The sequence below is a fragment of the Metapseudomonas resinovorans genome (assembly GCF_002003485.1).
Lineage (GTDB): Bacteria > Pseudomonadota > Gammaproteobacteria > Pseudomonadales > Pseudomonadaceae > Metapseudomonas > Metapseudomonas resinovorans_D.
Genome location: NZ_BDMA01000012.1, coordinates 1 through 26,573, shown reverse-complemented (window position 1 = coordinate 26,573; position 26,573 = coordinate 1). Strand labels below are relative to the sequence as shown.

Below are 26,573 nucleotides of genomic sequence, written 5' to 3'. Positions count from 1 at the left end.
CTGGCTCCTACATGAGTGACTGAAGAAGGGAGGCCATTGGCCTCCCTTCTTCATTTCACCTTGTAGATGATCCCCGGACTGCATTGGACCATCTGGTAGAGGTCAGGCAGGCCGTTCAGCGCCTCGGACGCGCCGAGGAACAGGTAGCCGCCCGGTTTCAGGGTGGCGTGGATGCGGGTGAGGATGTCCTTCTTCACTTCGGCGGAGAAGTAGATCAGCACGTTGCGGCAGAAGACGATGTCGAACTTGCCGAGCGCGGCATAGCTGTCCAGCAGGTTCAGCGGACGAAACTCCACGCGGCTGCGGATGGCCGGCTTGACCGCCCAACGCCCCGGCCCTTTCGGGTCGAAGTAACGTACCAGGCGGTCCTGCGAGAGGCCTCGCCCCATGGCCAGGCTGTCGTACTCGCCGGAACGGCAGGCCGTGAGCATCGAGCTGGACAGGTCCGTGGCGACGATTCGCGCGCCGGCCTTGAGCTGGCCGAGGTTGACCTTCTCGTACTCGTCGAGCGTCATGGAAATGGAGAAAGGCTCCTGTCCCGACGAGCTGGCCGCCGACCAGATGCGCAGCGGCTGGTTCGGATTGGCCTTGATCAGCTCGGGCAGGACCCGGTTTTTCAGCACTTCGAAGGGATAGGTATCCCGAAACCACAGGGTTTCGTTGGTGGTCATGGCATCGATGACCTGCTCGCGCAGGCCGCCACGGGAAAAACCCTGGATGCGCTGGGTGAGCTCACCCAACGTCTTGATGCCGTTCTGCTCCATCAGCTTGTTCAGCCGACTGGAGACCAGATACTGCTTGTTGCTGCCCAGCAGGATGCCGCAGGTCTTTTCCAGGAACACCCGGAACTGCTCGAACTCCACATTGCCTGAAGACACTAAGGGCGCCTCACCGATCTGTTTCCGTGTCAGGGGGCCGAATCAGCCCCCGTCCGTTACCTTGATGCGTTCCACGACTCGCGCGGCCAGGTCATCCGGCTTGAACTTGGCGAGGAAGTCATCCGCCCCGACCTTCTTCACCATCGCCTGGTTGAACACACCCGAAAGCGAAGTATGCAGGAGGATATGTAATTTCTGCATGCGCGGATCGTTGCGGATCTCAGCCGTCAGGGTATAGCCGTCCATCTCCGGCATCTCGATGTCGGAAACGATCATCAGCAGTTCCTGTTCCGGCGCCTTGCCCTCCTCCACCAACTCGCGCAGGTAGTTGTAGGCCTCGCGTCCGTCGTTCAACGCCTTGACCTCGACGCCAACGGTTTCCAGGCAGCGGATCACCTGTTTGCGCGCGACGGAAGAGTCGTCGACGATCAGGACCCGCTTGCTGACGGCTTTGCTCTGGGTGTCGATGTCGATCACGCCTTCGGACACCACTTCGGAGGTTGGCGCCACTTCAGCGAGGATCTTCTCGACGTCGATGATCTCCACCAACTGCTTGTCGACCCGAGTGACCGCCGTCAGGTAATGGTCACGACCGGTGCCCTTGGGTGGCGGATGGATCTCCTCCCAGTTCATGTTGACGATGCGTTCCACCGAGCGCACCAGGAAACCCTGCACCTTGGTGTTGTATTCCGTGATGATGACGAAGCTGTTCTTCAGGTCATCGAGGCCTCTGCGCCCGGTCGCCATGGACAGGTCGAGAATTGGAATGGTACCCCCACGGATATTGGCGACCCCGCGTACGACCGGACTGGACTTGGGCATCAGGGTGAGGCGGGGGCACTGCAGCACCTCCTTCACCTTGAACACGTTGATCCCGTACAGCTGCGGCCCGTCGAGACGGAACAACAGCAGCTCCAGGCGGTTCTGCCCGACCAGTTGAGTACGCTGGTTAACCGAATCCAAAACACCGGCCATGACCAGACTCCTATTACAAGTCGATGAGCGCCCGCTTCAGCCTAGCAGGCGGCACGAGCCTTGCTTCTAAGTTTGCATGAACACCATGATGACGCTTTTCCGACGCCTGATGGCAAAACGCCGCATTACACTTGCGGCTGTTTTACCCGCTTTGTGTTGTCTCGGCTACAGTCCGGCGTCGAGTGCGACTGTGACGTCGCCTGAGATACTTATCGGCACGGCCGAAGGCTTTCTTGAGTTCACCGTCGAAGAATATCTGCAGCGCGGCAATATCCAGGGTCGCAGTGAAATCCAGGTCAACCGGCTCGATCCCCGCCTGCGACTGGCTGAATGCGACAGGGATTTGACGGCCAAGCTGGAAAGCCCTGCCCAGCCGTTGGGACGTGTCACGGTGCGCGTCAGTTGTGAAGGCAGCTCGCCCTGGACGGTGTTCGTTCCCGCCCAGGTGAAGCTCTATCGCGAAGTGGTGGTGGTTACGCGGGCACTGCGTCGCGGCGTCCCTATCACTCATCAGGATGTGGCCCTGGCCGAACGTGATGTCGGCACATTGAATCAGGGTTTTCTGAGCGATCCGGGGCAGATCATCGGCCAGAAGACCACACGTTCGCTGGTTTCCGATCAGGTGCTGGCGCCCTTGCACCTGGAACAGGCCGAGGTGGTGAGCAAGGGCGACCAGGTCGTGATCAGCGCCGTCGGCTCGACCATCAATGTACGAATGCCCGGCGAAGCCATGAGCAAGGGCGCGCCGGGTGAGCAGATACGGGTACGCAACCTGAGTTCCGGCCGCGTGATCAAGGCCCGTGTAAAGGGACCAGGCCAGGTTCAGGTCGATATGTAGGCATGATTCCGCTGGCGCCGGACAGGGCTGATTTCCTAAACTCAGCCGGTACGAAAGAATTTTCTAAAGTTATCCCGGACAGGGCCGATAAAACGGTAAGCGTCCAAATAGCGTCCGAGGTTCAGCATCATGGTTATCGACTTCAACCGGCTCAATAACGGTCCCACGCCCGCCAGTTCAGGGCGTACCGGCAGCACCCAGGCCGGCAAGAGCGAAACCGTCACCTGCGGCCAGACTGCTTCGACCCAGAACACCGGCGAGCAGGCTCCAGCTGCCAAAAGCGGCGAATCCGTGCAACTGAGCAGCGAAGCTCAAGTGCTGCAGAAAGCCGGCGAACAACTGCGCGACCTGCCCGTTGTGGACAAGGAGCGCGTGGAAAAGCTCAAGCAGGCCATTGCCGACGGCTCTTATCAAGTCGACAGCAAGCGCGTGGCCAGCAAGCTGCTGAACTTCGAATCCCAGCGCTAGTCCACGGGCGGCGCTGGGGAACTTGGACGCTAAAGCCCCAGAGCGCGTATGCACGACACCAACCTGCTTCAGCTGTTCTCCGACGATATCGGCCACGCCAAGCGTTTGCTTGAGCTGATGGACGAAGAATTCCAGGTTCTGGGTGAGCGCGACCTCGTCCGCCTCGAGAAACTGCTCGCCGACAAGCAGCCCCTCCTTGCCCAACTCGACCAGCATGGCCGCCAGCGCAGCCAGTTGCTGGCCAGCCTGCAACTGAGCGCCGATCGCGCCGGCTTGCAGCAACTCGCCGAGCGCTCCCCTCTGGGCCAGGAACTGCTTGATCGCAGTGACGAACTGGGTGAGCTGCTGGAGCGCTGCAGGACGACCAACGAGCGCAATGGCCGACTGATCCGCGCCAATCGGGCGACGATCGGCAGTATGCTCGGCATCCTCCGTGGCGGCGACACGCCCAGCCTCTATGACAGCCGCGGTGCGGCCGCTAGAATCGGCCAGCAGCGCCCGCTCAGCCAGGCCTGACAAGCCATTACAAGAAAGGCACAAAGATAGAGGCATGATGCCACTACTCTTTGTGTAACCCGCGTTTGTGTTCGGAGAGACCTGGACTGTGTCCAACCCATTCCACGAAGTCAACGGCCCTCAACCCCCCAAGGTGCTCAAGGCACCGGTAGAGATCCTGGCCAACCTTCGTCTGTTGCAGCAGCATCACGATCCGCTGATCGTCACCTTCCACGACCGGAACCAGCGCTTCCAGAGTTACCTGATTGAAGTGGACCGCGACCGTGGCCTGATCGCCCTCGACGAATTGATCCCGAATGACGGCGAACGCTTCCTGAAGAATGGCGAAACCTTCCGTGTCGAAGGCTTCCACGAGGGCGTGCGAATCGCCTGGGATGCCCAGCAAGCAGCCACGATCGGCGAGTTCGAGGGAGGTCGCTGCTACTGGTGCCCGCTGCCTGATGAGGTGACCTACCACCAGCGCCGCAATGCCTTTCGCGCCCCCCTTAAGCAGAGTCAGTTAGTCCCCATCGAACTGGACGGTGACAAGCTGTCGTCAGCGATCAAGGGCGTGATGCTGGATATCTCGGCCACCGGCTGCAAACTGCGCTTCGAAGGAGACCTCAGCGGTCGCCTGCAAGCCGGACAGGTCTATGAGCGCTTCAGCGCCAGGATGCCCATCGGCCCCATTACCACTCCCGTGGAGCTGCGCCATCTGCATTTCGACGAGAAGCTCGGCATGAGCTTCGCCGGCATTCGCTTCCACAACATGAGTGGGATGGTGCAGCGCAACGTCGAACGCTTCGTCTACCAACTGCAGCGTGAAGCGCGTCGCTTCGAGAAGGACGAACTCTTCTAGCATTCGGTTCGGAACGCACAATCGCCGGTCGCTGTTTTCCACGTCCGGCCTTTTCTGTCTCAGACGACCCCGAGCTTGAATCCCAGCCGCCCCAGGCGCGGCAAATGCTCGGGACTGTCCATCACCCAGAGCGACGGCAGCAGCCCATGCTGCCAATCCAGTTGTTGCAGTCGCTCACAGGTCAAGGCCAGCACCTGGTCACTGCCCCAAGGCATGGCTTCGAATAGGCGCGGATCGACACGTCGCAGACCGAGCAGGCCATAGCGGCCATCTTCAGTCGGCCCCAGAACTGCCTGATGCTCATGCAGTGCCTCGCAGGCCGCGGACAGGTAATCGGCATCCAGCATCGGACAATGCTGACCGATGAGTACCACTGCATCGTTTTCGGAAAGTCCCAAGGCAGCGATACGCCGCATTCGCTCCCCCAGGTCACCCACTGGCTGGCCGACGACCATCCAGTCGTTGTCCTCGGCCAGAGCTTCAAGGGCCTCGTCCGGCCCATCCTCGATCCAGAAGATCCGCTCACTGAAGCCCAGTGGCGGTAGGTTGAGTACGCGTGCCACCAATTGCCGATGCAACTGGCTGACCCCCTCCTCGCCCAACTCCGGAACCAGGCGGGGGTGGTGCTTGCCGGCCTGCGGAGCGCTGGCCAGCAGATGCAGGGATATGCTCAACGACATCACCAGATCCTCCTTGAAGTCCCAAGGCAGGCTTGGGCTTGAAGCTCGGGTAGGCGCACTCGTCGATAATTGGGCAAAAGGTGTGTGGCGTTGGGCCACTACTTATCGGGCTGCGGTTGCTCCGGCATCTCCTCGGGCGACGGCTCGGGCGGCGGAACTTCGCCGTTCTGCATCTGGTCGTGCACCGCTTTTTCATCGACGCGGGGGTCGAGGGCCGCCACCAAGGGAGAACTGATCATGTTGTCTGGCGTCGGCACATGGTGCAGCGGCGCCTCGTCGACCCGGTGCAACCCGGTGACCGCATCCGGTCGAACCCGAAGGACCAACACCGTGGCGCAGAAGCACACGAACGCGTAGAGCATGTTCGGCCCCAACAGCTTCATCAGGGCGCCGGTCAACAGCGGACCGATGCTCGCCCCTACACCGAAGGTGATCAGCAGCATGGCGGTCAGAGACACCCTTCGCTCGGCTTCTATATGGTCATTGGAGAAAGCCACTGCGAGTGGGTAGAGGCTGAACTGCAGCAGGCAGACCAGGAAGCCGACCGGGAACAGCACCTCCAGCGGTGCTGCGGGCATGATCGCCAGGGGCAGGGCCGACACCGCGAGCAAGCCCGCCGTGCTGCGAATCAGCACCGCGCGATCATGGCGGTCCGACAACCAGCCCAACGGCCACTGCACGAGAAGCCCGGCCAGGATGCAGCTCCCCATGAACAGGCCCACCTGGTTGATCGGCAGCCCCTGGGCCGTGGCATAGAGCGGCGCCAGACCGTAGAAGGAACCGATCACCAGGCCGGAAACCAGCACAGTGGTCATGGACTGCGGCACACGATTGATGAAGAAACGCGGTTCCAGCGGTGCCGGATGCAGCGGCGCCGGGTGCAACTTGCGGGTCAACGCCACCGGCACCAGGCACAGCGCGAAACACATGGCCACGAGCATCAGCAGCTCCGGTCCGAGGCCCGGGTGCAGCACCAGCACCAGTTGCCCAAGCACCAGGCCCAGGTAGGAGGCGACCATGTAACCGGCGAACACCTGCCCGCGCTGGCTCGCGTCGGCCTGCTCGGTGAGCCAGCTCTCGATCACCATGTACTGGCACATCATCCCCAGCCCCACCAGCATCCGCATGAACAGCCAGGCCGGCAGGAAGTCGATCAGACCATGCCCGAGCACGGCCGCCGTCACCACGCCGGCGCAGGCCACGTAGGCGCGGATATGCCCGACCCGGGCAATCAGCCGGTGCCCCAGCTTGCCGCCAAGGATCAGGCCGAAATAGTTGGCCGCCATCAGGGCGCCGACCCAGAGCCCATCGACCTTGTCCGCAGCCAGGCGAAGGCCGAGGTAGGTACTGAGTAGGCCGGAGCCGATCAGCATGAGCAGGGTGGCGAAATACAGTGCGCGAAACGACTTCCAGATCCGATGCATCGACGCTCCAGGCGGCTTCTTGTACAGGGAGGGCCACCCGGAAAGGCGGCCCTGGGGCGATCAGACCTGGGCCGCGAGGACGCGCCGTTCCCAAGGGGTGATCTCATCGAAGAAGCTGCAGAGCTCCATCGTCTTCGTAGCAATGTAGCCTTCGATGAACTCGTTGCCGAACAGTTCACGTGCCAGATCGCTGCGTTTCAGACGCTCGATAGCGGCATGCAGGGTACAGGGCAACAACAACTCGTCGGGAGCTTCGAACTCGCCCTGAATGGGAGCGCTCGGTTGCAGCTGTCGTTCCACTCCGTAAAGCCCGGCCGCCAGGCTGGCAGCGATGGCCAGATAGGGATTCGCATCGGCGCCGGGCAAACGGTTCTCCACCCTCCTCGCCACTGGCGCGCTGGCCGGAATGCGCAGGCCCGCTGCACGGTTGTCATGGGACCAGCAGGCGTTGTTGGGCGAGGCATAGGGGTGACAGAGGCGCTGATAGGAGTTCACGTTGGGCGCGAACAGCGCGGTGAAATCTCCCACGGCCGCCTGCTGCCCGCCGATGAAGTGAGTAAAGGCCGGGGTCGCCTCGCCATTGGCGTCAGTGAAGATGTTCTGTTCGCCGTCGAGCGTCACCACGCTCTGATGGATATGCATCGAACTACCCGGCGTGCGCGCCAACGGCTTGGCCATGCACACCACCTGGATACCGTGCTTGAGCGCGACTTCCTTGAGCAGATGCTTGAACAGGAATGTCTGGTCTGCCAGGAGCAGCGGATCGCCATGCAGGAAATTGATCTCGAATTGGCTGACGCCCATTTCGTGCATGAAGGTGTCGCGAGGCATGCCGAAGGCTTCCATGCCGCGATAAACCTCTTCGAAGAACGGCCGCAATCCGTTGTTGGACGACACACTGAAAGCCGAGCAGCCATCCTCGCGACGACCATCCAGGCCTATCGGCGGCAGGAAGGCCTGGGTCGGATCGGGGTTGGGAGCAAAGACGAAGAACTCCAGCTCGGTCGCCACCACGGGCTTCCAGCCGTAGCTCGCATAACGCTCCACCACCTTTCGCAGCAGCCCCCGGGTCGACAGCCCGGACGGGCGGCCATCCAACTCCTGGGCGTCGCAGATCGCCAAGGCGCGCGAACGCTCGCTCCAGGGCAGGCAATGCACCTGGCTCGGCTCCGCGACCAGGGCCAGGTCACCATCGTCGCTGCCATAGAAGCGGGCAGGCGGATAGCCGCCCATGATGCATTGCAGCAACACGCCTCGCGCCAGTTGCAGACGCCGCCCCGAGAGGAAGCCCTCCCCCGTCATCACCTTGCCGCGCATCACACCGTTCAGGTCGGGGGTGACGCACTCGATTTCTTCAACCCCGGCCAGGCGCTCGGCGAGCGGACTGCGGACTTTGGTAGTCATGATTGTTGTCCTTGTGCACTACGGCCGCTCTGGATGGCGGCTTGTACAAAATACGCACCGGCTGTTTGAAATATCAAGCGCCGCAACAACCCACCTGGGGTCGAAGGATTCTCCGGGTTTTTATCGCAGTAGGGCTAGGCAGGAGGGGTGGGAGGGGGGGAGGAAGATGATGCATCTCTGTATATAGGCAGAATTCTTGCCATCCAAGCAAGCTCCGAAAACAACGGCAACGGGATAAAGCCTATTCAGGGCGGGGCATCCATTTCGGAGTATCAGGCGCAAGTTCAAATACGTAAAGGCACGGTTCCACAGCGTGGTCAAGCAAACTGCGCAACTGATCACCTTGCTCGATTTTTTGAATCGATGAATTTCGCATTGAAAACTGCTGGCTGATTCGAGTCCGGTACATATACAAAAAACCAGGGCAAGAGCCCTGGCTTTCGGTAAACCTGTCGCAAAAGACTGGGCTAACCAAGCGATTTGGTTAGCAGTCGCCGCTGATTCATGATCTGTTCGGAGTTACATCAACCTTCTAAACGTCCAAAAATCATGGCTCAGTCCGACGCTGTTGATGTATCCAGTCGACAATTTCCCCTTCCGGGGTATAACCACTAACGGTCTCCCGTAGCAGTTGACGCACTTTAGCGTAATCGTCCTGCTGAACAGCTTCGAGCAATGCTGTCAGCACTGCCTTAAGTGAGTCCCAGCTTAAATGCTCCTCGTTGGCCCGCATAATCATTGGGTGATTGGTTGGGCTAACGTTATCGCCGATCAACAACTCTTCATACAGTTTCTCGCCAGGGCGCAGGCCACTGAACTCGATTGCAATATCACCGTGCGGACTCTTCTCCGTTCTCACACTGAGGCCCGAAAGATGAATCATTTTCTCCGCCAACTCGAGAATTTTCACCGGCTCACCCATATCGAGCACGAACACATCCCCTCCCTGCCCCATCGAGCCGGCTTGAATCACCAACTGTGCGGCCTCGGGAATGGTCATGAAGTAGCGTGTGATATTGGGATGCGTAACCGTAACCGGACCGCCGCGACGAATTTGTGCATAGAACCTTGGAATCACCGATCCAGAAGAGCCCAGCACGTTTCCAAATCGCACCATGGTGAAGCGAGTCTTGTTAACGTGATGGACTGCATCCTTGTCTGCAAACAATACCGGTCCCGACTCTCGGCTCAACGCCTGCAAAATCATCTCTGCCAGACGTTTGGTACTGCCCATCACGTTGGTCGGCCGCACCGCTTTGTCGGTAGAAATCAACACGAAGTGCTGGACGCCGGCCCTTACTGCAGACTGAGCAGTGTGGAGAGTGCCCATGACGTTATTAAGCACGCCTTCGGCAATGTTGTGCTCCACCATTGGCACATGCTTGTACGCAGCAGCATGGTAGACCGTGTCTACCTGCCATGTCTTCATGATGTCCTGCAGTCGATCTGGATTGCGGATGGAGCCGAGAATCGGAACCAGCCGTAGCGGCAAAGACTCGCGCTCGATTCTTTGCTCAAGTTCGGCATGAATGCTGTACAAATTGAATTCGCTGTGCTCGAACAACAGCAGAGTTGTGGGCTCACTCGCCATGATCTGCCGACACAACTCAGACCCGATCGAGCCTCCAGCGCCGGTCACCATAACAGTCTGACCACGAATACAACGCTCGAACAACTCCTGTTGCGGAGGAACCGAATCACGTCCGAGCAAGTCAGTGATATCCACTTCCTGGATGTCATCGACCTTCACTCGCCCGCTAGCCAAATCCATAAAGCCCGGCACACTGCGTACATGCAGTGGGAACTGCTCAAGATGCACTAACACCTCACGTCGGCGTCCGCGAGAAGCGGAGGGGATTGCCAACAATATTTCCTGTGCCCCTGTTTCTTCGATCATCTGCTGAATATGCTTAGGCTTGAACACCCGTAGCCCGGCAATAACCCGATTAGCAATGTTGCTGTCATCGTCTATGAAAGCCACCGGACGCATCGCACGCCCCATACGCAGGGCTCCCACTAACTGATTTCCAGCAGCCCCAGCACCATAGATGGCCACCTTAGGTAAACCGTCGTCGCGGCCCATAAACGGTATCGCGTGGCTGGCTGAAAACCAATCACCCATAAAGTACTGGCGCATTCCCAAACGTAAACCGCCGATTATCACCAAGCTCAGCCACCAGTAATTGAATACCAGCGAGCGAGGCACAACGACTGTTGCATCGCGGTACCAATATACCGCCAGGGAGAGAAACAAGGCTGACAGCGTGACAGCCTTGGCAATAGCGAGCAACGCATCATTGCCAAAGTAGCGCATTACCGCCCGGTACATACCGAATCGCACGAATAGTGGGATAGCAATCAGCGGGGCGGCCACGAACAGCCAGAGGTGCCCTCCCCAAGGATGAATCAGATTGTCAGTGCCCAGGCGCACGACAAACGCCAGCCACAAAGCGCCCCACACCAGCACCACATCAGTGATCACCTGCAACAAGCGCTTGTAGCGACGCGGTAGCCGTAACAAACCTTTGCGTAACCTATCAGCAGCCCTTAACACTAGTGCGTCCTCGAAGTCTTCAACAACCCAATAAGCGGACCTGCCGCAACGCAGTTAATACTCAGCGCCAAACACCCGGCCAACCCGACCTGGAATCAACGCAGAGTAAAATTGTGCCCCTTTAACGAAGCCATCCTACTCACTATTGACATTCGTAGTGCGCGGCAACGAACGCCACCTTTCACTGCTAGTCTGAAGAGGAGCGCAAGGTGAGGGGTGACTCTACTCCCGTTCACCAGCCTTGAACTTTACCGCCAACCACACCAATGGTAGGTAAGCCAATAGCAATCCCAGCGCGCCATCCACTCCACCTAACCCGACCCAAAGCGCAATCGGCAGCAGCCAGAAAAGATTCAGCACAGCCACCGCCAGCGTCACCGGCAAGTGTTTGCCAAATTGACGCGATGCGTACTGGTAAGCATGGCTGCGGTGTGCCTCGTACACCTTTTCGCCCCGCTGCAAGCGGCGAAGCAGTGTCCACGTGGCATCGACGATAAACACCCCCAGAAGAATCAACCAACCCCATAGCAACTGGGGCGCTACCCAGGCCGCTTGCAGCGAGAGCACACCTAGTGCAATACCGAGAAAGCCACTACCGGCATCACCCATGAAGATGCGCGCCGGCGGGAAGTTCCAGAACAGGAAGCCCACCACCGCCACTGCCAGCGACAAAGGCGCCAGTGCCATGACTCCCTTGCCTAGCAGCAGATAAAGCAGCGCGCCACCCAGGCATACGCAAATTGCCTCCACACTGGCGATACCATCAATGCCATCCATGAAGTTGTACAAATTGAGCAGCCAAACAAGGTAAAACGCCGCGAGGCCATAGCCTAGCCATCCCAACTCCAGACCGAAGCCGAAAATCACCAGCGGTGGAAAACCTTCCAGCCATCCCAAAGCCCAACCAGCTCCGATGAAATGCGCTAATAAGCGCCAGCGTGCCGCGATATGCCCGTGGTCATCGAGAAACCCCACCAAAGCGATCCAGGCACCCGCCCCTATCAGCGCCCACATCACTGACCAGTCCAACACACCGCCTAACGCTAACAGCGGAAGCACCGCCAGAAAGCTGACCACAATGGCCACCCCTCCGCCGCGTGGCGTGGGCACCGAGTGCGAACTGCGTCCGTTGGGGATATCCATCAAACTGCGCGCCAAGGCATAACGGCGCAGGGCACCCGTCAGGAAAAGAGAAACGCCGGCCATGGCCGGTAGTAGCCACCAGATACTCATTGAGCTTGATGTTCCAGAAAGTTCTCCGCCGTTTTACGCAGCGCTACATCGACACTGATTGGCGGCACCCAACCCAACAACTCTCGTGTCTTGCTGATATCAACTTGTAGCGAGCCACACAACCGCTGGGATAGAGCCCGCTTGCCCAGCATCGCCGCTCCCACTTCCAGCACCCAACTTGGCACTGGCAACAAACGGGCCGGTTTGCCAAGAGCGGCACCCATTCTACGCAACAACTCGGTAGTCGAGATATCCTCGCCATCGCTAACCAGAAAGGTTTGGTTCACTGCGGCGGGGTGATCGATGCAGGTCATGATCAGATCGACCAAATTGTCCAAGGCAACCAAGCTGCGCCGGTTATGAATAGCCCCCAAAGGCAAAGGCACGCCCTTGTGCAACCAGCGCATCATGCTCAAGAAATTGGCTTTCACACCCGGCCCATACACCAGCGTGGGACGGATAATCACGATCTCCAGCTCGGTTTCGGCTGCAATAGCACGTAAACCCTGCTCAGCTTCCATCTTGGAAATGCCGTAATGGTCCACCGGCGCCGGTTGAGCATCTGCGATATAGGGCATGCCAACTGGCGTGCCTTCGCCGTTGACCTTGATCGAGCTAATGAAAATGAAGCGACGTACGCCCGCCTTTTCGGCTTGGCGAGCAAGGCTCAATGTGCCTTCTACGTTGACGTTGCGAAACGCGGCAAGTGGATCAGACGCCGCATCATGCATAACGTGAACACGAGCGGCACTGTGAATGACCACTTCGACTCCATCCAATGCCTTTCGCCAGTCGGTATCAGCGTCAAGCCCTGCAATTTGCAGGGTCTCAACATGCTCGGGAAGCCCTGGTACTGGCCTACCACGCACCGCCGCGACCAGCTCCAGATTGACCTGAGCCGACATCCGTTCCAGCAATCCCCGGCCGACAAAGCCGGTGGCACCGGTCAACAAAACACGCATCTCTTTACCTCGGGAACACTTAGTCTTTTGACCAGACAGTGCGATTGATGTAGTCGGTGTAGCTGAGCACTACCCTGACGACCTGCTTCGATACCGGGCCTGCCTGGTAATCCCGCACCACTGGCATCACCCGACGAGCACGATCATGCTGACTGGTCACCACACGCACCGCATCCAGGACACCCTCTACCTTCAAACCGCTCATAATCAGCGTGCCTTCATCCATCCCCTCTGGGCGTTCGTGGGCATTACGAATGGTGATCGCCGGCAGGTTCAACAGCGAAGCCTCTTCTGTGATGGTGCCACTGTCGGACAGAACACAGAAGGCCGACATTTGCAGCTTGATGTAATCCAACAAACCGAAGGGTTTGACGAAGCGAATGAGCGGATGCTCAAGCGACTCCCCCAAGGCCTCAAGACGCTTACGCGTGCGTGGGTGAGTCGAAACGATGATCGGGTACTGATAGGTGCTGGCCAGCGCGCGCAGGGTTGCCAACAAATCCCGCAGGTTATCCGGTGTGTCGACGTTCTCTTCTCGATGAGCGCTGACGATGAAGAACTTATCCTCCTCCAGCTCTTCCCGTACCACCACATCAGACGCTCGGATTCGCGGCATGTAGTAGTCCAGCACCTCCTCCATATGCGAGCCCGTCTTGATGATGGTTTCCGGGCGGATACCCTCGGCGATCAAATATCGGCGTGCATGCTCGGTCAGGACCATATTGATGTCACTCAAATGGTCGAGCACCTTCCGGTTCAGCTCCTCCGGCACACGCTGGTCAAAGCATCTGTTTCCCGCCTCCATATGGAACACCGGAATCTTGCGCCGTTTGGCAGCAATTACCGCTAGACAGGTGTTGGTATCGCCATACAGCAAAAGCGCGTCCGGCTTTTCCAGCTCGAAGACTTCGTCAGCTTTGGAAATCACTTCGGCAATGGTCTTAGCCGCTGTTTCACCAGCCGCCCCCAGAAAATGATCTGGTTTGCGGATTTCCAGATCATCGAAAAATACTTGATTCAGCTCGTAATCGTAGTTCTGACCAGAGTGCACAAGTATATGCTGCACCTGCTTGTCCAGCTCCGCGATTACACGGCTCATCTTGATCAGTTCCGGGCGGGTACCGACCAGCGTCATTACCTTAAGCATTGAGCTCCTCCCGGATGTAATCCAACTTCAACAGAACGTCCTTAACGCCCTGAGTATCCAGGCGCTCCGTATTATGCGAAGTGTAGTCATCCAACTCGGAAATATGCTGCTCTCCTTCAACGAAGAACTTTTTGTAGTTGAGGTCCCGGTTATCCGCTGGAATCCGATAATAACGCCCCATATCTTCTGCCTTGGCCATTTCCTCGCGAGAAATCAGTGACTCATAAAGCTTCTCACCATGGCGTGTGCCAATCACCTTCACAGGGTTTTCGCGGGAAAACAGCTCTTTGAGCGCCTGGGCCAAGTCCGCCACCGTAGAAGCCGGAGCCTTTTGTACAAAGATGTCCCCCTGCTCAGCATGCTCGAACGCATGCAGCACGAGATCGACCGAGTCTTCTAGAGACATAAGGAAGCGCGTCATGTTCGGATCAGTGACGGTAAGGGCCTCGCCGGCTTTAAGTTGGCCAATGAACAGCGGAATCACCGAGCCGCGTGAAGCCATTACGTTACCGTAACGGGTCGCGCAGATAACTGGCCCCGTCTCTGGAATCATTCGCGATTTAGCCACCATGAGCTTTTCCGCCATCGCCTTGGAAATACCCATGGCATTGATCGGGTACACAGCCTTGTCCGTACTGAGCACCACCACGCGCTTCACACCCGTAGCAATAGCGGCGTTAAGCACGTTTTCCGTACCGATCACGTTGGTCCTCACAGCTTCCATAGGGTAAAACTCACAGGAAGGCACCTGCTTCAATGCTGCGGCATGGAAAATGTAGTCAACACCGACCATGGCCTGCGAAACGCTGTCATAGTCACGAACATCACCGATGAAGAACTTCACCTTGTCATTTGACAAAGCGATACGCATATCTTCCTGCTTTTTTTCATCCCGGCTAAATACCCGAATTTCCTTGACGTTGGTATCGAGAAAGCGCTTCAGCACCGTGTTGCCGAACGAACCAGTGCCACCGGTAATCATCAAAATTTTTTCATCAAACATAAGCACTCACCAAATCCAAAAATAAAAGATTAGCGCTGATCGTGCATCATTTTGACCAACTCCGGCCACGCTGGCGGCACATAACCAGTTGCATGGCGGAATCGAGACGAGTCAAGCGACCGGTCAATCCGCACCTCCTCATCAGCAATTATATCAATCTTCTTTCCATACACGTCGGCCACTAGCTTAAGTAAAGAAAACTTGTCAATTGGATCAACCGACACATTATAAAGCCCATGCAGCCCACTAGCGGGAATCACATAGTCACTCATCACCCGAGCCAGTTCAGCAGTAGGTAAGCCAGAAAAAATGGCCTTTTTATATCCCTTGATCGCTCCGCTCTGACCAAGAAACCAATCGATTAGCGAACTGTTTCTGCCCATTTCGTGGCCAATAATTGAAGTACGCAGCGTGATCGCATGGGGATGATCATACAGTTCGCCAATAAATTTGGACTTACCATAGAGATCCTCTGCGTCAGAAACATCTGTTTCTGTATACATACCCGTACGCCCCGAAAATACGCAATCCGTACTAATATGAATCAAGCGTGCTCTTGCCAGTGCACACAACTTTGCCAAGCGGTGCGGTAACATCGCGTTAATCGGCAGAGCAGAAAGAGGATCTTTGGAATCAGCTAGCTGCTTGATGAGCCCAACACAGTTGATAACCACATCCGGCCTGGCTCGCTCGAATGCAGTTACCAGTGAGTCCTGATCAAGCACATCAATGTTTGGCAGCAAACAGTCACGAGCCTGCGAGGAGAAATATCGCAAACTCTCGGCACTACGTAATGTACCCCATACCCTATAACTAGGAACAGCCGAGAACCGTTTGAAAACGGCCCTTCCCAACATACCGGTTACGCCTAATATTAAAATATTCATTTTGATTGCCCTCTACTCTCGCTGACCCTTGCCTTGAGGATTTCTCCCAAACGCTGGCATTGCCTGTTCATTTCAAAGTGCTCAAGGAAATACTCACGCCCCGCTCGCCCAAGTCGCTCACGCTCAGTAAATGGCATACGATAGAGTCTCTCAATACAGCGTGACATTCCCTCAGCATCCTCCGCTCGACAGGAAAACCCTGCACCGGCTTCCTCAATGATCCGAGCACCCTCGCCATCAAGGGAAGCAATTATTGGGCGGCCAGAAGCAAGATAAGCCTGCACCTTGCTTGGAATTGTGTAGCTGAAGATCTCATCGGCCTTAAGGGTAACCAACAGGCCTGCTGCCCGACTAAAAAACTGCGGCATCTCCGCAGGTGGAAAACGTCCAGCAAGAACAAGATTGTCTAGCCCTTTCAGCGCTTTTTGCTCTTCAAGCCAGCCAAGCATGCTACCACTACCCACCAATATCAGCTTGCAGTCTGGTAGATGCTGGAGTCGTACAGCCACCTGCAAAAGAGTCTCCACCGATTGCGCCGTACCCAGATTACCGGCAAAAACCAGACAAAAACCGCGCTCCAATTCGGTAAGTAATTCCTTGGGAACTTGCGTAGTCTCCGCAGGGTGGAGGGGAACATCTTGGTGCGAATTGGGATAATAAATAACTTTGTCCGCCCGGGCATAGCGCGCAACCGGCGCACGGAAGGCCCTAGACTGCACCAGCAAGCTATCTGTGCATGCATAAATCCCACGCACAACCCAGCCAACAACTCTCAACAAGAAAGGATTGTGTATAAAACCCGTGGCGCTAAGACTTTCGGGCCAAAGATCTTGCACCCACACAGCAAGGTGCGCCTTAAGCCGCCACTTCAGATAAATGGCAGGAATGACGGAGGTAATGGGAGAAGGTGCGAAAACAAATACCACGTCAAACGAACGGTCCTTCAGCGTTCGCGGAAAGAACAACAGACCACTCAGCACAAATGACAAATAATTCAACAATAAATTTTTAGCGCCACCACTCCCGCGAGGACGGAGCGGCACACGATGTACCACAACCCCCGGTCCAAAAGACTCAGCTGCGCAACCTTCCGCAGCATAACCCTCATAAACTTGACCATCAGGATAATTGGGTTTACCTGTAAAGACCTCTACATAGTGACCTTGCGCAACCAGAATCTTGACCATATCATTTATAAGGAATGATTCAGGCCAGAAATACTGGGAGACCAAAGCTATTCTTAAACTCATATTTTCTATTTCACGCTATCAAATCTTGATTTGAGCGCCCCCGGACCAAAACGGAGAATAGCGGCGACGAATGAAATCAGTGCCCGCCACCGATTGAATGAATAGCTGAAATCCGGCAGCCGATTCGACTTTTCCAAGAAACCCGTGGCTGTATTTTTAATATCGAAACAGGATGACTTTAGGCGATGAGCCCTTTCAACATCCGCATACTCAGCCTCGCTCAACTGGAAAAGCTCATTAAATGCATTAAAAATCGAAATCCTCTTAGTCGTAGCGGATTCTTCATTATAAGAATATCCATCCACATCAGAAAATAATCCGCACGTCATGGGCATCTTGATCGATTCAATTCCCACAATCGACGGAATCCCTGCAGCAGCGGCCTCAATAATAGTTGTCCCGGAACCTACGAAGCAGAATGCACCATTCAAGACATTCGGCAAATCGTCATACTTAACCTCGCCCATGAAGTGCACATGCTCCGCAACATTACACTCAACCGCATGCGCCTCGAGAGATGCCCGCTCCGGACCCTCGCCATATATATAGTACTCAAACTCCGCAAGCTCACGAATCGCTGGAAGCTGAGAAATCATATGCCTGTTATAAACCTTAAAATCAACCAGCCTACCTATAGAAACAATTTTCCTTGAAGTTTTGGACGGCGCCATTCCGCTATATTTAGAAAGATCAATTCCAAGCGGCACAATATCCAGCCGATCAAAATCAGTGCCCGTCAACTGAGCAGCCCTGAACGCGATACTCTCGCTGGGAAACAAAGTCAAATCGACATTCTTGTCATACAATTCAAGCAGTTTCTGCCTAAAATAGGCACCCCGTTCCCGCCACCAAGACATTTCCATCGAGTGGTAGATACCAATACTAAGCGCCCCAAATCTGATTACATCTCTATTCAAGTAGACATAGCCAAGTGTCAACAAGTCAACCACATGAACAACATCATAGTAGGCCCTGTTATTCTCCCATCTCAAAGGGAGGAAGGCGTTGATCCAGTTTGAAGCCTTAAAAAAAGGAGCCTTCTCGTACACAAATACATTGGCGCATTTTGAAAGTTCAGACATCAGCCCAGCATCATATTGGCTTGAGAGAATTAAAACATCAACCTGCTCTTCCCTAGCACTCAACTCTTTGGCCAACCGGACAATATAGGTCTCAACTCCACCTATTGCCAAACCTCCAAGAACGAATAGAACTCTTTTCACAAAATACCTCAGAGAAAATCATACAAGATCATAAAAAAACTCAACGCCACCACTCCAGCCAGAATTAATCGTCAGATTAAGCCAAAGGGTTAAAAGTGCATACAAACAAACGATGAGATACGCCACCCTGCACCCCAGCAAACCGAATACAAGGAAAGGAATGAGGACATACTCAAACATCGATATAGTAGAGTAGCCACGCCCAGCAAGAATAGCAAAATCACCGCAAACAATCCGAAAGAATGTCGCACTATAAAAGAAGTAAAATGAAACATTGAACCACTCATAGCGAGATGACAATCTATCCCAATACAGAAGACCAGTAAAAACAATTAATAAATTCCGAGAATTTACAATATCAAAAACCGGCAACGCATAGCTATATGCTTCAGCGCTCAAATAAAGCTGAATCTTATCACCAACAAAACCTAGATCGGAAAAATGATTGAAGAACACCTTTAAGTCGAAAAACCATGAAAACAACAAAAGAAAAAATGCTGAAGAAACAAGAACTAACCTACCAGGTGCAATTAAGTAAACTGCCACAGGGATGAGAAAGAAAATCGAGGAAATATGAATCGAACCAGCCATCAAAAATAAAAGAAAAGCAAAAAAATAACGACGCCGCGTCAAGAGAAAGGCTGCATAAAAAAGTATAGCCGAAGCGAGGCCAACACGAATAGCATTCATCTCCTTCGCCAGAAAGAAATGACTGAAGTAAATTAGAGAAGAAGCCCCAACATATGGCGAGAACGACCGAATACTTTTCAGATTTAAATAAACCGACAGAAAGGCTATTGGAGCAAACAGCCAATACTGAGCAGTACCAAAAACCGAAAGCAGGGACAACAACCAGAAAAAACCGAACTCTACATTATATTCTGAGTACTTATAACCACAAAAAACACCCTCGCACTCAAGAAGCGAAGGGACACTCGAAAAAATTGCCATATATGCCTGATCATCACTTCCGACCCCAACACTCCTAAAAGAAGCGAGCAAAACAAGAAACAAAACCATAAACCAAAAGCAAAAAATCTTATATGCTCGCAGGCCAGCCGCAAAGTCGAATAAGCTAAGAACGGAGATACACGCAAAGGTCAGGTAGAACGGCAGCATACTCATCAATAGATCTTCTTCATCTCACCTAAGCGAATCACAATCTACTTCCGCACCCAAGAAACAAAAAAGCAAACGCACACAATAAAATAGAAAGCGTAGGCCAACATATAACCAATGAAAACCCCTTTCGCTCCACCCAGGGAGGAGCCAAGCAGCACGGCCAATCCTAAAAACAAGATGCTTTGAAGAATTTCGGCACCAACATAAACCTTAGTCGCCGCCTTTGCCACTCCAACGAACCCGATGACGTAAGCTGATATCTTGAAGAAATCTCCAATGAGCTGATAGATGATCAAACTTTCAAGCGGGATAAACTCCTTCGACAATAGCAAGGGAACAATGAAGCTTCGCCCTCCATAGAGAGTTACCGCGCCAATAAAAAACAGCCCCATTATCAGCAGCATAAATCGCATCACATGATGCCTGATCACCTGCTTGTCTTTCTCGGCCGATATCAAAGGCATGAAGTAATATGCCAAGAACACGCCAAAAAAACCCAGATACGCACTAGAAAGCTTTATCGCACCTTGCCATATACCAGCTTCGGCATAGCCGCTTTGACGTATCAAAAACTCGCGCACGATTATCTCGACGATGGGAAAAGCAAGAGCGCTGGTCGCCAACATCAATGTGAACGACGAAAGTTTTTTGAAATCATCTCCATTTATCGCCGCAAAGGATATCCGCCCAAAAAAAGGAGAAACACGGAAAAAATACCACGCAGGAAATACACCAATAAAGAAAACGGAAACTATCGCAATTGCAGCGCCTGCAACCCCATAGTTCGCCACTAAGATCCAAGCCACCGGTAGCGCAGCAAGATTGCCAATCATCTGTATCTTGGCGTACGTCTTAGTGTCTCTTAATCCATTGCAGACCCCTGTAACCATATTGGTAAAAGCAAATCCTAACTGTGCAACAGCCAAAAGCATAACTACCCAGTAAAAACCCGCCGAGCCGAACAGAAACCCTGAAATAGGCTTTGAAAAAGCCACGCCCCCAACGAGCACTATTACGGCAAATGAACACGAATAAGTAGTCGCTGCCGAAATAAAACCTAGCAACCTACGTGACTGGGTCCGATACTCCGACACATACTTTATGATGCCATTAACGACCCCTCCGCCAGCCAACAGGGTGACTATAGTCACCGCACTCATAAAGTGCCCCAGAGTGCCCAGCCCTTCAGCGCCCAAATATAGCGCGATGAATTTTAGAAGGATAAAGCCCACCAGTAATTTAGAAAGATGGGCAGAGCTAGTTAGTAACGCACTGCGAATGGCTTTCATCAGATCTCAAATTTATCTTATTGCATTCGAGACGGTTTCTATGATGCGTGATTCTTCTTGCTTACTCAAACCAAACCATAAGGGTAAACGAACCAGTCTCTCACTTTCCTTGGTCGTATACTGATCAGCGCCCGAAAACTTCCCTAGCGACTTTCCGAACGGTGATGAGTGAAGCGGTACATAATGGAATGCTGCCATCACCGATTCATTTTTTAATGTTTCAAGAAAACGAGTTCTGGCCTCGAGCCCGGAGAGCTTTATGTAATACATATGAGCGTTATGCTCGCAATCCGCAGGAATGGAAGGAGTTTCTATCTTTTCACTGAGAACGGAAAAAGCCTTTTGATAACTGTTCCAGATTACCAGCCGGTTGGCGTTTATATCTTTTGCACTCTGAAGCTGGCCGTAGAGATAGGCGGCTTGTATTTCGGAGGGTAAATAGCTACTTCCAATGTCTACCCATGTATATTTGTCAACCATACCGCGAAAAAACTGGCTGCGATTGGTTCCTTTTTCACGGATGATTTCCGCGCGAGCAACAAACCGCTCATCATTTATGATCAGGAGGCCACCTTCACCACCACTGGTGTAGTTTTTAGTTTCATGAAAACTATATGCGGCCATGTGGCCGATAGAGCCTAAAGGACGACCTTTGTAAGTGGACATCATCCCTTGTGCTGCGTCTTCAATCACAAACAAACCGTGACGGTTAGCGATGCTCATGATCATATCCATTTCACAACCGACGCCGGCATAGTGCACAGGAACAATTGCTTTGGTTTTCGCAGTAATAGCAGCTTCAATCAGGCTTTCATCAATATTCATTGTATCAGGACGAATATCTACAAAAACGATTTTGGCTCCGCGCAATACGAAAGCATTGGCAGTACTGACGAAGGTGTAACTTGGCATGATGACTTCGTCACCAGGCTGGATATCAAGCAGTATGGCTGCCATCTCCAATGCTTGAGTGCAGGATGGTGTCAGTAGTGCTTTTCGACAACCCAGCTGCTCTTCAAACCAATGTTGGCAGAGCCGAGTAAACTCGCCATCGCCTGACATCTTAGAGCTGCGCATGGCCGCAATAACATATTTATCTTCATTGCCCGTATAAGGAGGCTTGTTGAATGGAATCATTTGTAGAATTCTTCTAGAAATTTAGGTTCAAGTTCAAGCAAGTCTTTTTTGCGTTCTTTTATCCGCCGAGCCGGGTTTCCGGTATAAATCCCCCATGGTTGGGTGCTGCGGTTTATCAATGTCATTGCGCCAACAGCACAACCTTCCGCCAGCTTGACGCCGGGAAATACGATAGAGCCTGCTCCAACGATGACATGCTTACCGAGATATACGCTTTCAAATTTCTCTTTTTTATATTTTCTGTCCACCAACGAATTTGTCAAAGTTTCGCCACTGTAATCGTCTGACTGGGAGAACACCTTCACACCATAAGCAAGCGTACAAAAATCTTCGAAATAGACTCCCGGCTCACCACCTGCGACCAGACACATGGGAGTGATATGATTGAAGCTTCCGATTCTTATCTTTCCCGAGATAACACAGAAATCATCAATTCTCGAATTATCCCCAATTTCCATCTGATCAGAATTATAGATACTGGCTTTATCGCTGATATGAACATTCTTACCGAGGCGCTTGAAGCCCATTTGCTCAAGGATATCTCTAGATAAATATGCCATGAGAGAATCCTTCTACTCCCAATAAAAGATAAATTAGATCGACCATAACGCGTTACTAAAACAACGTCCCGCCCTCTCGAGAGTTGCCGAAGACAACCAACCATTATTGAATGCAATTTCCTCCTGGCAGGTTACCTTGCAGCCCTGGCGCCGCTCAATGGTTTCAATGAAATGTGAGGCTTCCAGCAGGCTTTCGTGGCTGCTAGTACACCAGGCAAAACCACAACCGAGTAGCTCGAAATGAAGGTCGTTGACGCTCCAGATAGGCCTGATTGGCTGCGGTAATTTCTAACTCGCCACGTGCGGAGGGTTTCACCTGTTTGATAATTTGCACTAAATCGTTGCCGTAGAAGTACAAGCCGGTGACGGCTTAATGGAATTTGGGCTTGAGCGGCATTTCCTCGATGGAGATGGCACGCTTGTCGGCTTGGTTGCCCCCCTGGATTGGCAGTGGCTTGCCTTCTAGGGTGTTGAGGATCATCAGTGGAATCAGCTTTTCGGGGAAGTGCTACAGGCCGTAGTTGTTCGAACAGTTTGTGACCAGCGTGGGCAGCCCGTACGTAATGACGACGAGCGCACACTAGATGGTCAGAACTGGCCTTACTGACTGAGTACGGCGAGCCGGGTACGTAAGGCGAGGTTTCTGCGAACAGATCTTCTGAGTTTTCCAGATCGCTATACACCTCGTCGGTGGAGATATGGCGGAAACGAAAGGCTTGGCCAGTTTCGTCCAAGCTTTGCCAGTACTGGCGGGTTACGCCCAACAAGGTGTCGGTGCCAACTAGATTGGTCTCGATGAACGCCGCAGGACCGTCGATGGAGCCGTCCACGTGGCTTTCCGCAGCCAGATGCACCGTATCCGGCTGGTACTCGCGGAACACCCGCTCGACTTCGATACGGTCACCGACCTGCTCGAAGACATAGCGCTCGCTGCCATTGACCGCGGCCTGTGACTCGAAGTTGCCAGCATAGGTAAGCTTGTCCAGATTGACCACGCTATCGCAGGTGTTGCGAATGATGTGACGAATGGCTGCGGATCCAATAAAATCAGCTCCACCTGCAACAAAAATTCTCATTTACTTTTTTCTTATCGTTGCTTGCTTATTCGGAATATCAACTGCCCTCTTACCTAGCTTGGGAGAACAGCATCTACGAACTTTTTCCTGCGCATGTCCTTACCACAATTCGCACGCCCGACGCCATTCGCGCAATAAAATTCACTAGGACCTTTCTCGTCCGCATGGAGCGAATAGCCGCCGAGGGATGGATTGAGCCCAGATGTCATAGCATTATTCGTCCAGCTCCACATAACCGCCGCTTGGGGCGTAGCCTAGGAGCCCAGGCCATGCTGCATGGCTTTCAGATGATTGACGATTCGACCGCTGCTGCGCAATTGGTTCCCCTCCAACAACGATGACCGGACGAGCAATTTCCGCCTGATGGAGAACCATCGTCACATGCGCTTGATGGCTGTCGCCGGTTAGCGACTGCTCGAAGCCCAGCGGGCCGGGGCGTCGCTTGACTTGCTTTAACGCCTTTTTATCCCAAAGGGCATAGGCCTGAAGTGGCCAATGCGGACAAGGGTGGCGATAAGTACCGTGACCGTATCCAGGGGAACGCGGTGGCTAGGCAATCGACACCGGATCTGCCGTGAGCGGAGGTTCCGCGTTCTGAAACAGACCAGAATCGATCAGCAGGCTCTGCTGGGCATCGATCAGGGGTTGATGGCAGGAGCCAATCACGTCGTCCTTGGCGCTATGTTGCAGGATGCCAGAATGTGGCATTGAGCCTGCTCCTTTACTGCTGATTCACTATCCACAACTCTAGCTGCGGGCTTTTTATCCTGATTTTCAGGGAAAGCCCTCTTGCTGGGGCGCCTAGACTGCGACTGAACGTTTTTTGAGCATCAGACGAATCAGAGCGATAAAAATACCAATCATGCCGCCAAGAACAGCACCGAGCACCAGAATCAATGCTCTCTTGGGCTTGATGGGGTCATCAGGAATTTCGATCTCACCATCTTGACGGAAAACGGTAACCTTTGCGGGATCTGCCTGCATGCTGGTAAATCGGTCGTATGCTTCCTCGAGATTACGCAGCTCGGGGATGAAGGGGTCATCCGAAGTACGCCCTTCCAGTCCCTTCAGCTCTGCCCGCAGCGCCTTAGCACCACGCATATATGTCAGACCACCCGCCATGAATGCGGAAATTTGTTCTGCGTCTTGTCCACTGATGACAGGCGGATTCTCCAGCCCTATCGCCTCAGCCACTTTCAGCGCCTCTTTCAGCTGAGTGATTCGGTCTTCTCGACGAGTCTTGGCAGCAATCCGCAAGGATTTGATTTGCTGCTGAAGGCCAGAGCCAATCACTTCGATCTCGCGACGGGCGTTCCCCAGAACCTCATCGCGCGATTGCTTGCTTACCTCATCGATATAGCGCCTGGCCCACTCGACAGCCAGAGCCGGGTCGTGGCTTTCCACCACCAGTGAATAACGATCTGGCTGAACCTTATCCTGTGCCCTGATGCTGAAAGCCTTACGAAAGCGCTCGTAAAGTCGATCCTGCGATCCTTGGCGATCTTCTTCATTTAGCGAGGGCAAATAGACCATCTTGAAGAAGCGACGGATGCTTTCTTCTGCCTGCAGGTTACGGGTAAATACCGCATAGACTCCATGCTCAGTGAATAGCTCAAGCCCGCTCTCTCTGCGCCCCAGATTAAGCCCTGCAATACTGCTCAGCGATGGCTGCAAAAAATAGGTTCGAGACTCGTACACAGGCTTGCTAAGAAAGGCATATCCGGCAGCGCATGTAGTTACCAGAATGGTCACCAGCGCAATCAACCACCGTTGCCCCCAGAGGCCGTGCAGAAGTTCGACCAGATCAATTTCATCATTTCTGTGCGCGCCGCGAAGGTAGGAATTATCAGTCACAAGTAGATCCATCTCTACAAATTCAAATGAATTGGCAACACAGCACAGCTGGCAGTCTGAAATCGCTACGTGATAGGGCAAAAGCTGCTACATTTTGCCAAGTCACCACGACATTACAAGCCTTGACAGTCGCAAGGCATGCGAGATCTTCTGCAGCTTCGCGATTGGTATTGGGCTAAAGCATCGCGATGCCGAGGTCGTTGAATTGCCCCAGGTTTCGTGGAGGCCTCACTCTTGAGATGAGGCCATCAGAAAGACCACGACCTACTCCGCCGAAGTCTTGGAACATACCGTACACAGGGTTCAGAAGCACCTGAAGGACGTCCTCTGAATGGGCGACCATCGAGGCCATTGCCCTTGCAAATCGGTTGCGCGGCACAAACGCTGCACGACTCGATTAGCCGCCATCAGACCGACAACCGTCAACGTCCAAGCCTAAATACCGAAGAGCGTGAGAGCATCAAGGTGCTGGAACGGGAGCATGGCGAGCTGCGCAAGGCGAACGAGATTCCGCGCCTGGCCAGCGCGTATCTTCCCAAGTGGCGCTCGACCGCCGCACCCAATCCTGCTGGTATTTATCGATCAGTACCGTGACCGTCTTGAGGTCGAGGCGATCTGCCGCAATCCTGCTGATCGACCCGTTCGCTTTCCGCGAGCACGACGGGGTAGTGAAGGCGTGAAAGCAGCTCAGGCGCGTGCGTTTCGACATCGCCAGTTGCACTGCGTCGCGCTTGGTGCGTCAGGCTGGCTTGCCGGGCATACGGCGACGCTAGTCCGTGCGCACCATGGTGCCGACCGCAGGTCGTCTGTCCCCTGGGTCGAGCACCTGACAGTTCTATGCATTTCGCCCCTACCACTCTCGTGCGTATCGGACGTGAGTATGTCGCAGCAAGCGACATAGGAGGCGAGGGCATGCCCCCTCGCCATCGGCTTGCAGGAGCGGGTCACAAACCACAATGGGTTGCTGGTATCAACACCGAGGATTGACTCGCCCCGCGATGTATGTGCCAGTTGCCTACTACTATCGCGATGGTTTGCTGGTGGTGCAGATGGAAGTTGGAGGGGGAAGGTCTTTCAGTGGTGATGACCTGCTCCGCGCAATAACTCAGTTCCACCTTCCGCTTGTCGCTCTCCTACTTCCGTTTGCCGACTCAAAAGGTGTAGGGCGACCGCCCCACACCTTTTGGACTACCAGCTCAGCGCAGTTTCGACTGCCTCCTCAGCCCGCCAGGACGAAGTCCGCCTGGGTAATGGC

At 54.2% G+C, this 26,573-nt stretch carries 23 protein-coding genes, 2 pseudogenes and 1 other annotated feature; of the genes and pseudogenes, 5 read left to right on the top strand and 20 right to left on the bottom strand.

Going from position 1 to position 26,573, the window contains the following annotated elements:
• Window positions 1–50: 50 nt before the first annotated feature.
• Entirely contained in the window at window positions 51–878 is an 828-nt protein-coding gene (cheR, locus tag MnOB_RS02875; RefSeq protein ID WP_077521824.1) for a protein-glutamate O-methyltransferase CheR, read from the bottom strand.
• A gap of 42 nt (window positions 879–920) precedes the next feature.
• Window positions 921–1,853: a chemotaxis protein CheV gene (locus tag MnOB_RS02870; RefSeq protein WP_077521822.1), complete on the bottom strand. Its 933-nt coding sequence runs from the start codon at window positions 1,851–1,853 to the stop codon at window positions 921–923.
• A 109-nt stretch (window positions 1,854–1,962) separates the two neighbouring features.
• On the opposite strand from MnOB_RS02870, the gene flgA reads away from it, so the two are divergent.
• The 4 genes from flgA to MnOB_RS02850 all read left to right on the top strand — a co-directional run bounded on the left by flgA (window position 1,963) and on the right by MnOB_RS02850 (window position 4,513).
• Complete coding sequence (flgA, locus tag MnOB_RS02865) at window positions 1,963–2,691, top strand: flagellar basal body P-ring formation chaperone FlgA (protein ID WP_371578866.1); 729 nt, start codon at window positions 1,963–1,965, stop codon at window positions 2,689–2,691.
• Between the two features lie 129 nt (window positions 2,692–2,820).
• Window positions 2,821–3,159, top strand: a complete 339-nt coding sequence (gene flgM / locus MnOB_RS02860) for a flagellar biosynthesis anti-sigma factor FlgM (RefSeq protein WP_077521818.1) — start codon at window positions 2,821–2,823, stop codon at window positions 3,157–3,159.
• Window positions 3,160–3,207: 48 nt separating this feature from the next.
• The gene (locus tag MnOB_RS02855; protein WP_077521816.1) at window positions 3,208–3,675 is read left to right on the top strand and encodes a flagella synthesis protein FlgN; all 468 of its coding nucleotides are present in this window, start codon (window positions 3,208–3,210) and stop codon (window positions 3,673–3,675) included.
• A gap of 88 nt (window positions 3,676–3,763) precedes the next feature.
• The gene (locus tag MnOB_RS02850; protein WP_077521814.1) at window positions 3,764–4,513 is read left to right on the top strand and encodes a flagellar brake protein; all 750 of its coding nucleotides are present in this window, start codon (window positions 3,764–3,766) and stop codon (window positions 4,511–4,513) included.
• 59 nt (window positions 4,514–4,572) lie between these two features.
• On the opposite strand, the gene MnOB_RS02845 is transcribed toward MnOB_RS02850, so the two are convergent.
• The 18 genes and pseudogenes from MnOB_RS02845 to MnOB_RS02765 all read right to left on the bottom strand — a co-directional run bounded on the left by MnOB_RS02845 (window position 4,573) and on the right by MnOB_RS02765 (window position 25,318).
• On the bottom strand, window positions 4,573–5,193 hold the full coding sequence (locus MnOB_RS02845; RefSeq protein ID WP_077521812.1) for a TIGR04282 family arsenosugar biosynthesis glycosyltransferase: 621 nt from the start codon (window positions 5,191–5,193) through the stop codon (window positions 4,573–4,575).
• Window positions 5,194–5,291: 98 nt separating this feature from the next.
• Window positions 5,292–6,617, bottom strand: coding sequence for an MFS transporter (locus MnOB_RS02840; protein WP_077521810.1), 1,326 nt, complete (start codon window positions 6,615–6,617; stop codon window positions 5,292–5,294).
• 60 nt (window positions 6,618–6,677) lie between these two features.
• The gene (locus MnOB_RS02835; protein WP_077521808.1) at window positions 6,678–8,021 is read right to left on the bottom strand and encodes a glutamine synthetase family protein; all 1,344 of its coding nucleotides are present in this window, start codon (window positions 8,019–8,021) and stop codon (window positions 6,678–6,680) included.
• A gap of 547 nt (window positions 8,022–8,568) precedes the next feature.
• Complete coding sequence (locus MnOB_RS02830) at window positions 8,569–10,575, bottom strand: nucleoside-diphosphate sugar epimerase/dehydratase (RefSeq protein WP_077521806.1); 2,007 nt, start codon at window positions 10,573–10,575, stop codon at window positions 8,569–8,571.
• Between the two features lie 222 nt (window positions 10,576–10,797).
• Window positions 10,798–11,808, bottom strand: a complete 1,011-nt coding sequence (locus MnOB_RS02825; RefSeq protein WP_077521804.1) for an MraY family glycosyltransferase — start codon at window positions 11,806–11,808, stop codon at window positions 10,798–10,800.
• Entirely contained in the window at window positions 11,805–12,770 is a 966-nt protein-coding gene (locus tag MnOB_RS02820; RefSeq protein ID WP_077521802.1) for a UDP-glucose 4-epimerase family protein, read from the bottom strand. Before MnOB_RS02820 ends, MnOB_RS02825 begins: the two co-directional genes overlap by 4 nt.
• 19 nt (window positions 12,771–12,789) lie before the next feature.
• Window positions 12,790–13,917 (bottom strand): non-hydrolyzing UDP-N-acetylglucosamine 2-epimerase, encoded by a 1,128-nt coding sequence (wecB, locus tag MnOB_RS02815; RefSeq protein WP_077521800.1) that lies wholly within the window; start codon window positions 13,915–13,917, stop codon window positions 12,790–12,792.
• Complete coding sequence (locus MnOB_RS02810; protein ID WP_077521798.1) at window positions 13,910–14,920, bottom strand: polysaccharide biosynthesis protein; 1,011 nt, start codon at window positions 14,918–14,920, stop codon at window positions 13,910–13,912. Before MnOB_RS02810 ends, wecB begins: the two co-directional genes overlap by 8 nt.
• 29 nt (window positions 14,921–14,949) lie before the next feature.
• Window positions 14,950–15,807: a dTDP-4-dehydrorhamnose reductase family protein gene (locus MnOB_RS02805; protein ID WP_077521796.1), complete on the bottom strand. Its 858-nt coding sequence runs from the start codon at window positions 15,805–15,807 to the stop codon at window positions 14,950–14,952.
• A complete protein-coding gene (locus MnOB_RS02800; protein WP_077521794.1) occupies window positions 15,804–17,057 on the bottom strand; it encodes a glycosyltransferase family 4 protein in 1,254 nt (417 codons plus the stop codon). Before MnOB_RS02800 ends, MnOB_RS02805 begins: the two co-directional genes overlap by 4 nt.
• 5 nt (window positions 17,058–17,062) lie before the next feature.
• Window positions 17,063–18,280, bottom strand: coding sequence for a glycosyltransferase (locus MnOB_RS02795; protein ID WP_077521792.1), 1,218 nt, complete (start codon window positions 18,278–18,280; stop codon window positions 17,063–17,065).
• A gap of 18 nt (window positions 18,281–18,298) precedes the next feature.
• Window positions 18,299–19,405 carry an EpsG family protein gene (locus MnOB_RS02790; protein WP_077521790.1) on the bottom strand — a complete coding sequence of 369 codons (1,107 nt, stop codon included), beginning with the start codon at window positions 19,403–19,405 and terminating at the stop codon, window positions 18,299–18,301.
• A 38-nt stretch (window positions 19,406–19,443) separates the two neighbouring features.
• Window positions 19,444–20,691 (bottom strand): O-antigen translocase, encoded by a 1,248-nt coding sequence (locus MnOB_RS02785; RefSeq protein WP_077521788.1) that lies wholly within the window; start codon window positions 20,689–20,691, stop codon window positions 19,444–19,446.
• A 12-nt stretch (window positions 20,692–20,703) separates the two neighbouring features.
• Complete coding sequence (gene rffA / locus MnOB_RS02780; RefSeq protein WP_077521786.1) at window positions 20,704–21,828, bottom strand: dTDP-4-amino-4,6-dideoxygalactose transaminase; 1,125 nt, start codon at window positions 21,826–21,828, stop codon at window positions 20,704–20,706.
• The gene (locus tag MnOB_RS02775) at window positions 21,825–22,388 is read right to left on the bottom strand and encodes an acyltransferase (RefSeq protein ID WP_077521784.1); all 564 of its coding nucleotides are present in this window, start codon (window positions 22,386–22,388) and stop codon (window positions 21,825–21,827) included. Before MnOB_RS02775 ends, rffA begins: the two co-directional genes overlap by 4 nt.
• Window positions 22,389–22,421: 33 nt before the next feature.
• Window positions 22,422–23,464 (bottom strand): annotated as a pseudogene (locus tag MnOB_RS29135) (sugar phosphate nucleotidyltransferase); the annotation flags it as partial.
• Between the two features lie 549 nt (window positions 23,465–24,013).
• Window positions 24,014–24,172 carry a hypothetical protein gene (locus MnOB_RS28740; protein ID WP_158713763.1) on the bottom strand — a complete coding sequence of 53 codons (159 nt, stop codon included), beginning with the start codon at window positions 24,170–24,172 and terminating at the stop codon, window positions 24,014–24,016.
• A gap of 93 nt (window positions 24,173–24,265) precedes the next feature.
• The gene (locus MnOB_RS02765) at window positions 24,266–25,318 is read right to left on the bottom strand and encodes an LPS O-antigen chain length determinant protein WzzB (protein WP_234358192.1); all 1,053 of its coding nucleotides are present in this window, start codon (window positions 25,316–25,318) and stop codon (window positions 24,266–24,268) included.
• 247 nt (window positions 25,319–25,565) lie between these two features.
• On the opposite strand from MnOB_RS02765, the pseudogene MnOB_RS29130 reads away from it, so the two are divergent.
• A pseudogene (locus MnOB_RS29130) lies at window positions 25,566–26,085 on the top strand (transposase family protein); the annotation flags it as partial.
• Window positions 25,843–25,959: a sequence feature (AL1L pseudoknot), on the top strand. Its footprint overlaps the pseudogene before it by 117 nt.
• Window positions 26,086–26,573: the final 488 nt, after the last annotated feature.

Coding starts and splice junctions, on each gene's coding strand:
- MnOB_RS02785 (WP_077521788.1), bottom strand. CDS start 20,691: ATGAAAGCCATTCGCAGTGCGTTACTAACTAGCTCTGCCCATCTTTCT.
- MnOB_RS02840 (WP_077521810.1), bottom strand. CDS start 6,617: ATGCATCGGATCTGGAAGTCGTTTCGCGCACTGTATTTCGCCACCCTG.
- MnOB_RS02855 (WP_077521816.1), top strand. CDS start 3,208: ATGCACGACACCAACCTGCTTCAGCTGTTCTCCGACGATATCGGCCAC.
- MnOB_RS02845 (WP_077521812.1), bottom strand. CDS start 5,193: ATGTCGTTGAGCATATCCCTGCATCTGCTGGCCAGCGCTCCGCAGGCC.
- flgA (WP_371578866.1), top strand. CDS start 1,963: ATGGCAAAACGCCGCATTACACTTGCGGCTGTTTTACCCGCTTTGTGT.
- MnOB_RS02805 (WP_077521796.1), bottom strand. CDS start 15,807: ATGAATATTTTAATATTAGGCGTAACCGGTATGTTGGGAAGGGCCGTT.
- MnOB_RS02820 (WP_077521802.1), bottom strand. CDS start 12,770: ATGCGTGTTTTGTTGACCGGTGCCACCGGCTTTGTCGGCCGGGGATTG.
- wecB (WP_077521800.1), bottom strand. CDS start 13,917: ATGCTTAAGGTAATGACGCTGGTCGGTACCCGCCCGGAACTGATCAAG.
- flgM (WP_077521818.1), top strand. CDS start 2,821: ATGGTTATCGACTTCAACCGGCTCAATAACGGTCCCACGCCCGCCAGT.
- MnOB_RS02790 (WP_077521790.1), bottom strand. CDS start 19,405: ATGAGTATGCTGCCGTTCTACCTGACCTTTGCGTGTATCTCCGTTCTT.
- MnOB_RS02835 (WP_077521808.1), bottom strand. CDS start 8,021: ATGACTACCAAAGTCCGCAGTCCGCTCGCCGAGCGCCTGGCCGGGGTT.
- MnOB_RS02825 (WP_077521804.1), bottom strand. CDS start 11,808: ATGAGTATCTGGTGGCTACTACCGGCCATGGCCGGCGTTTCTCTTTTC.
- rffA (WP_077521786.1), bottom strand. CDS start 21,828: ATGATTCCATTCAACAAGCCTCCTTATACGGGCAATGAAGATAAATAT.
- MnOB_RS02775 (WP_077521784.1), bottom strand. CDS start 22,388: ATGGCATATTTATCTAGAGATATCCTTGAGCAAATGGGCTTCAAGCGC.
- MnOB_RS02800 (WP_077521794.1), bottom strand. CDS start 17,057: ATGAGTTTAAGAATAGCTTTGGTCTCCCAGTATTTCTGGCCTGAATCA.
- MnOB_RS28740 (WP_158713763.1), bottom strand. CDS start 24,172: ATGCCACATTCTGGCATCCTGCAACATAGCGCCAAGGACGACGTGATT.
- MnOB_RS02810 (WP_077521798.1), bottom strand. CDS start 14,920: ATGTTTGATGAAAAAATTTTGATGATTACCGGTGGCACTGGTTCGTTC.
- MnOB_RS02870 (WP_077521822.1), bottom strand. CDS start 1,853: ATGGCCGGTGTTTTGGATTCGGTTAACCAGCGTACTCAACTGGTCGGG.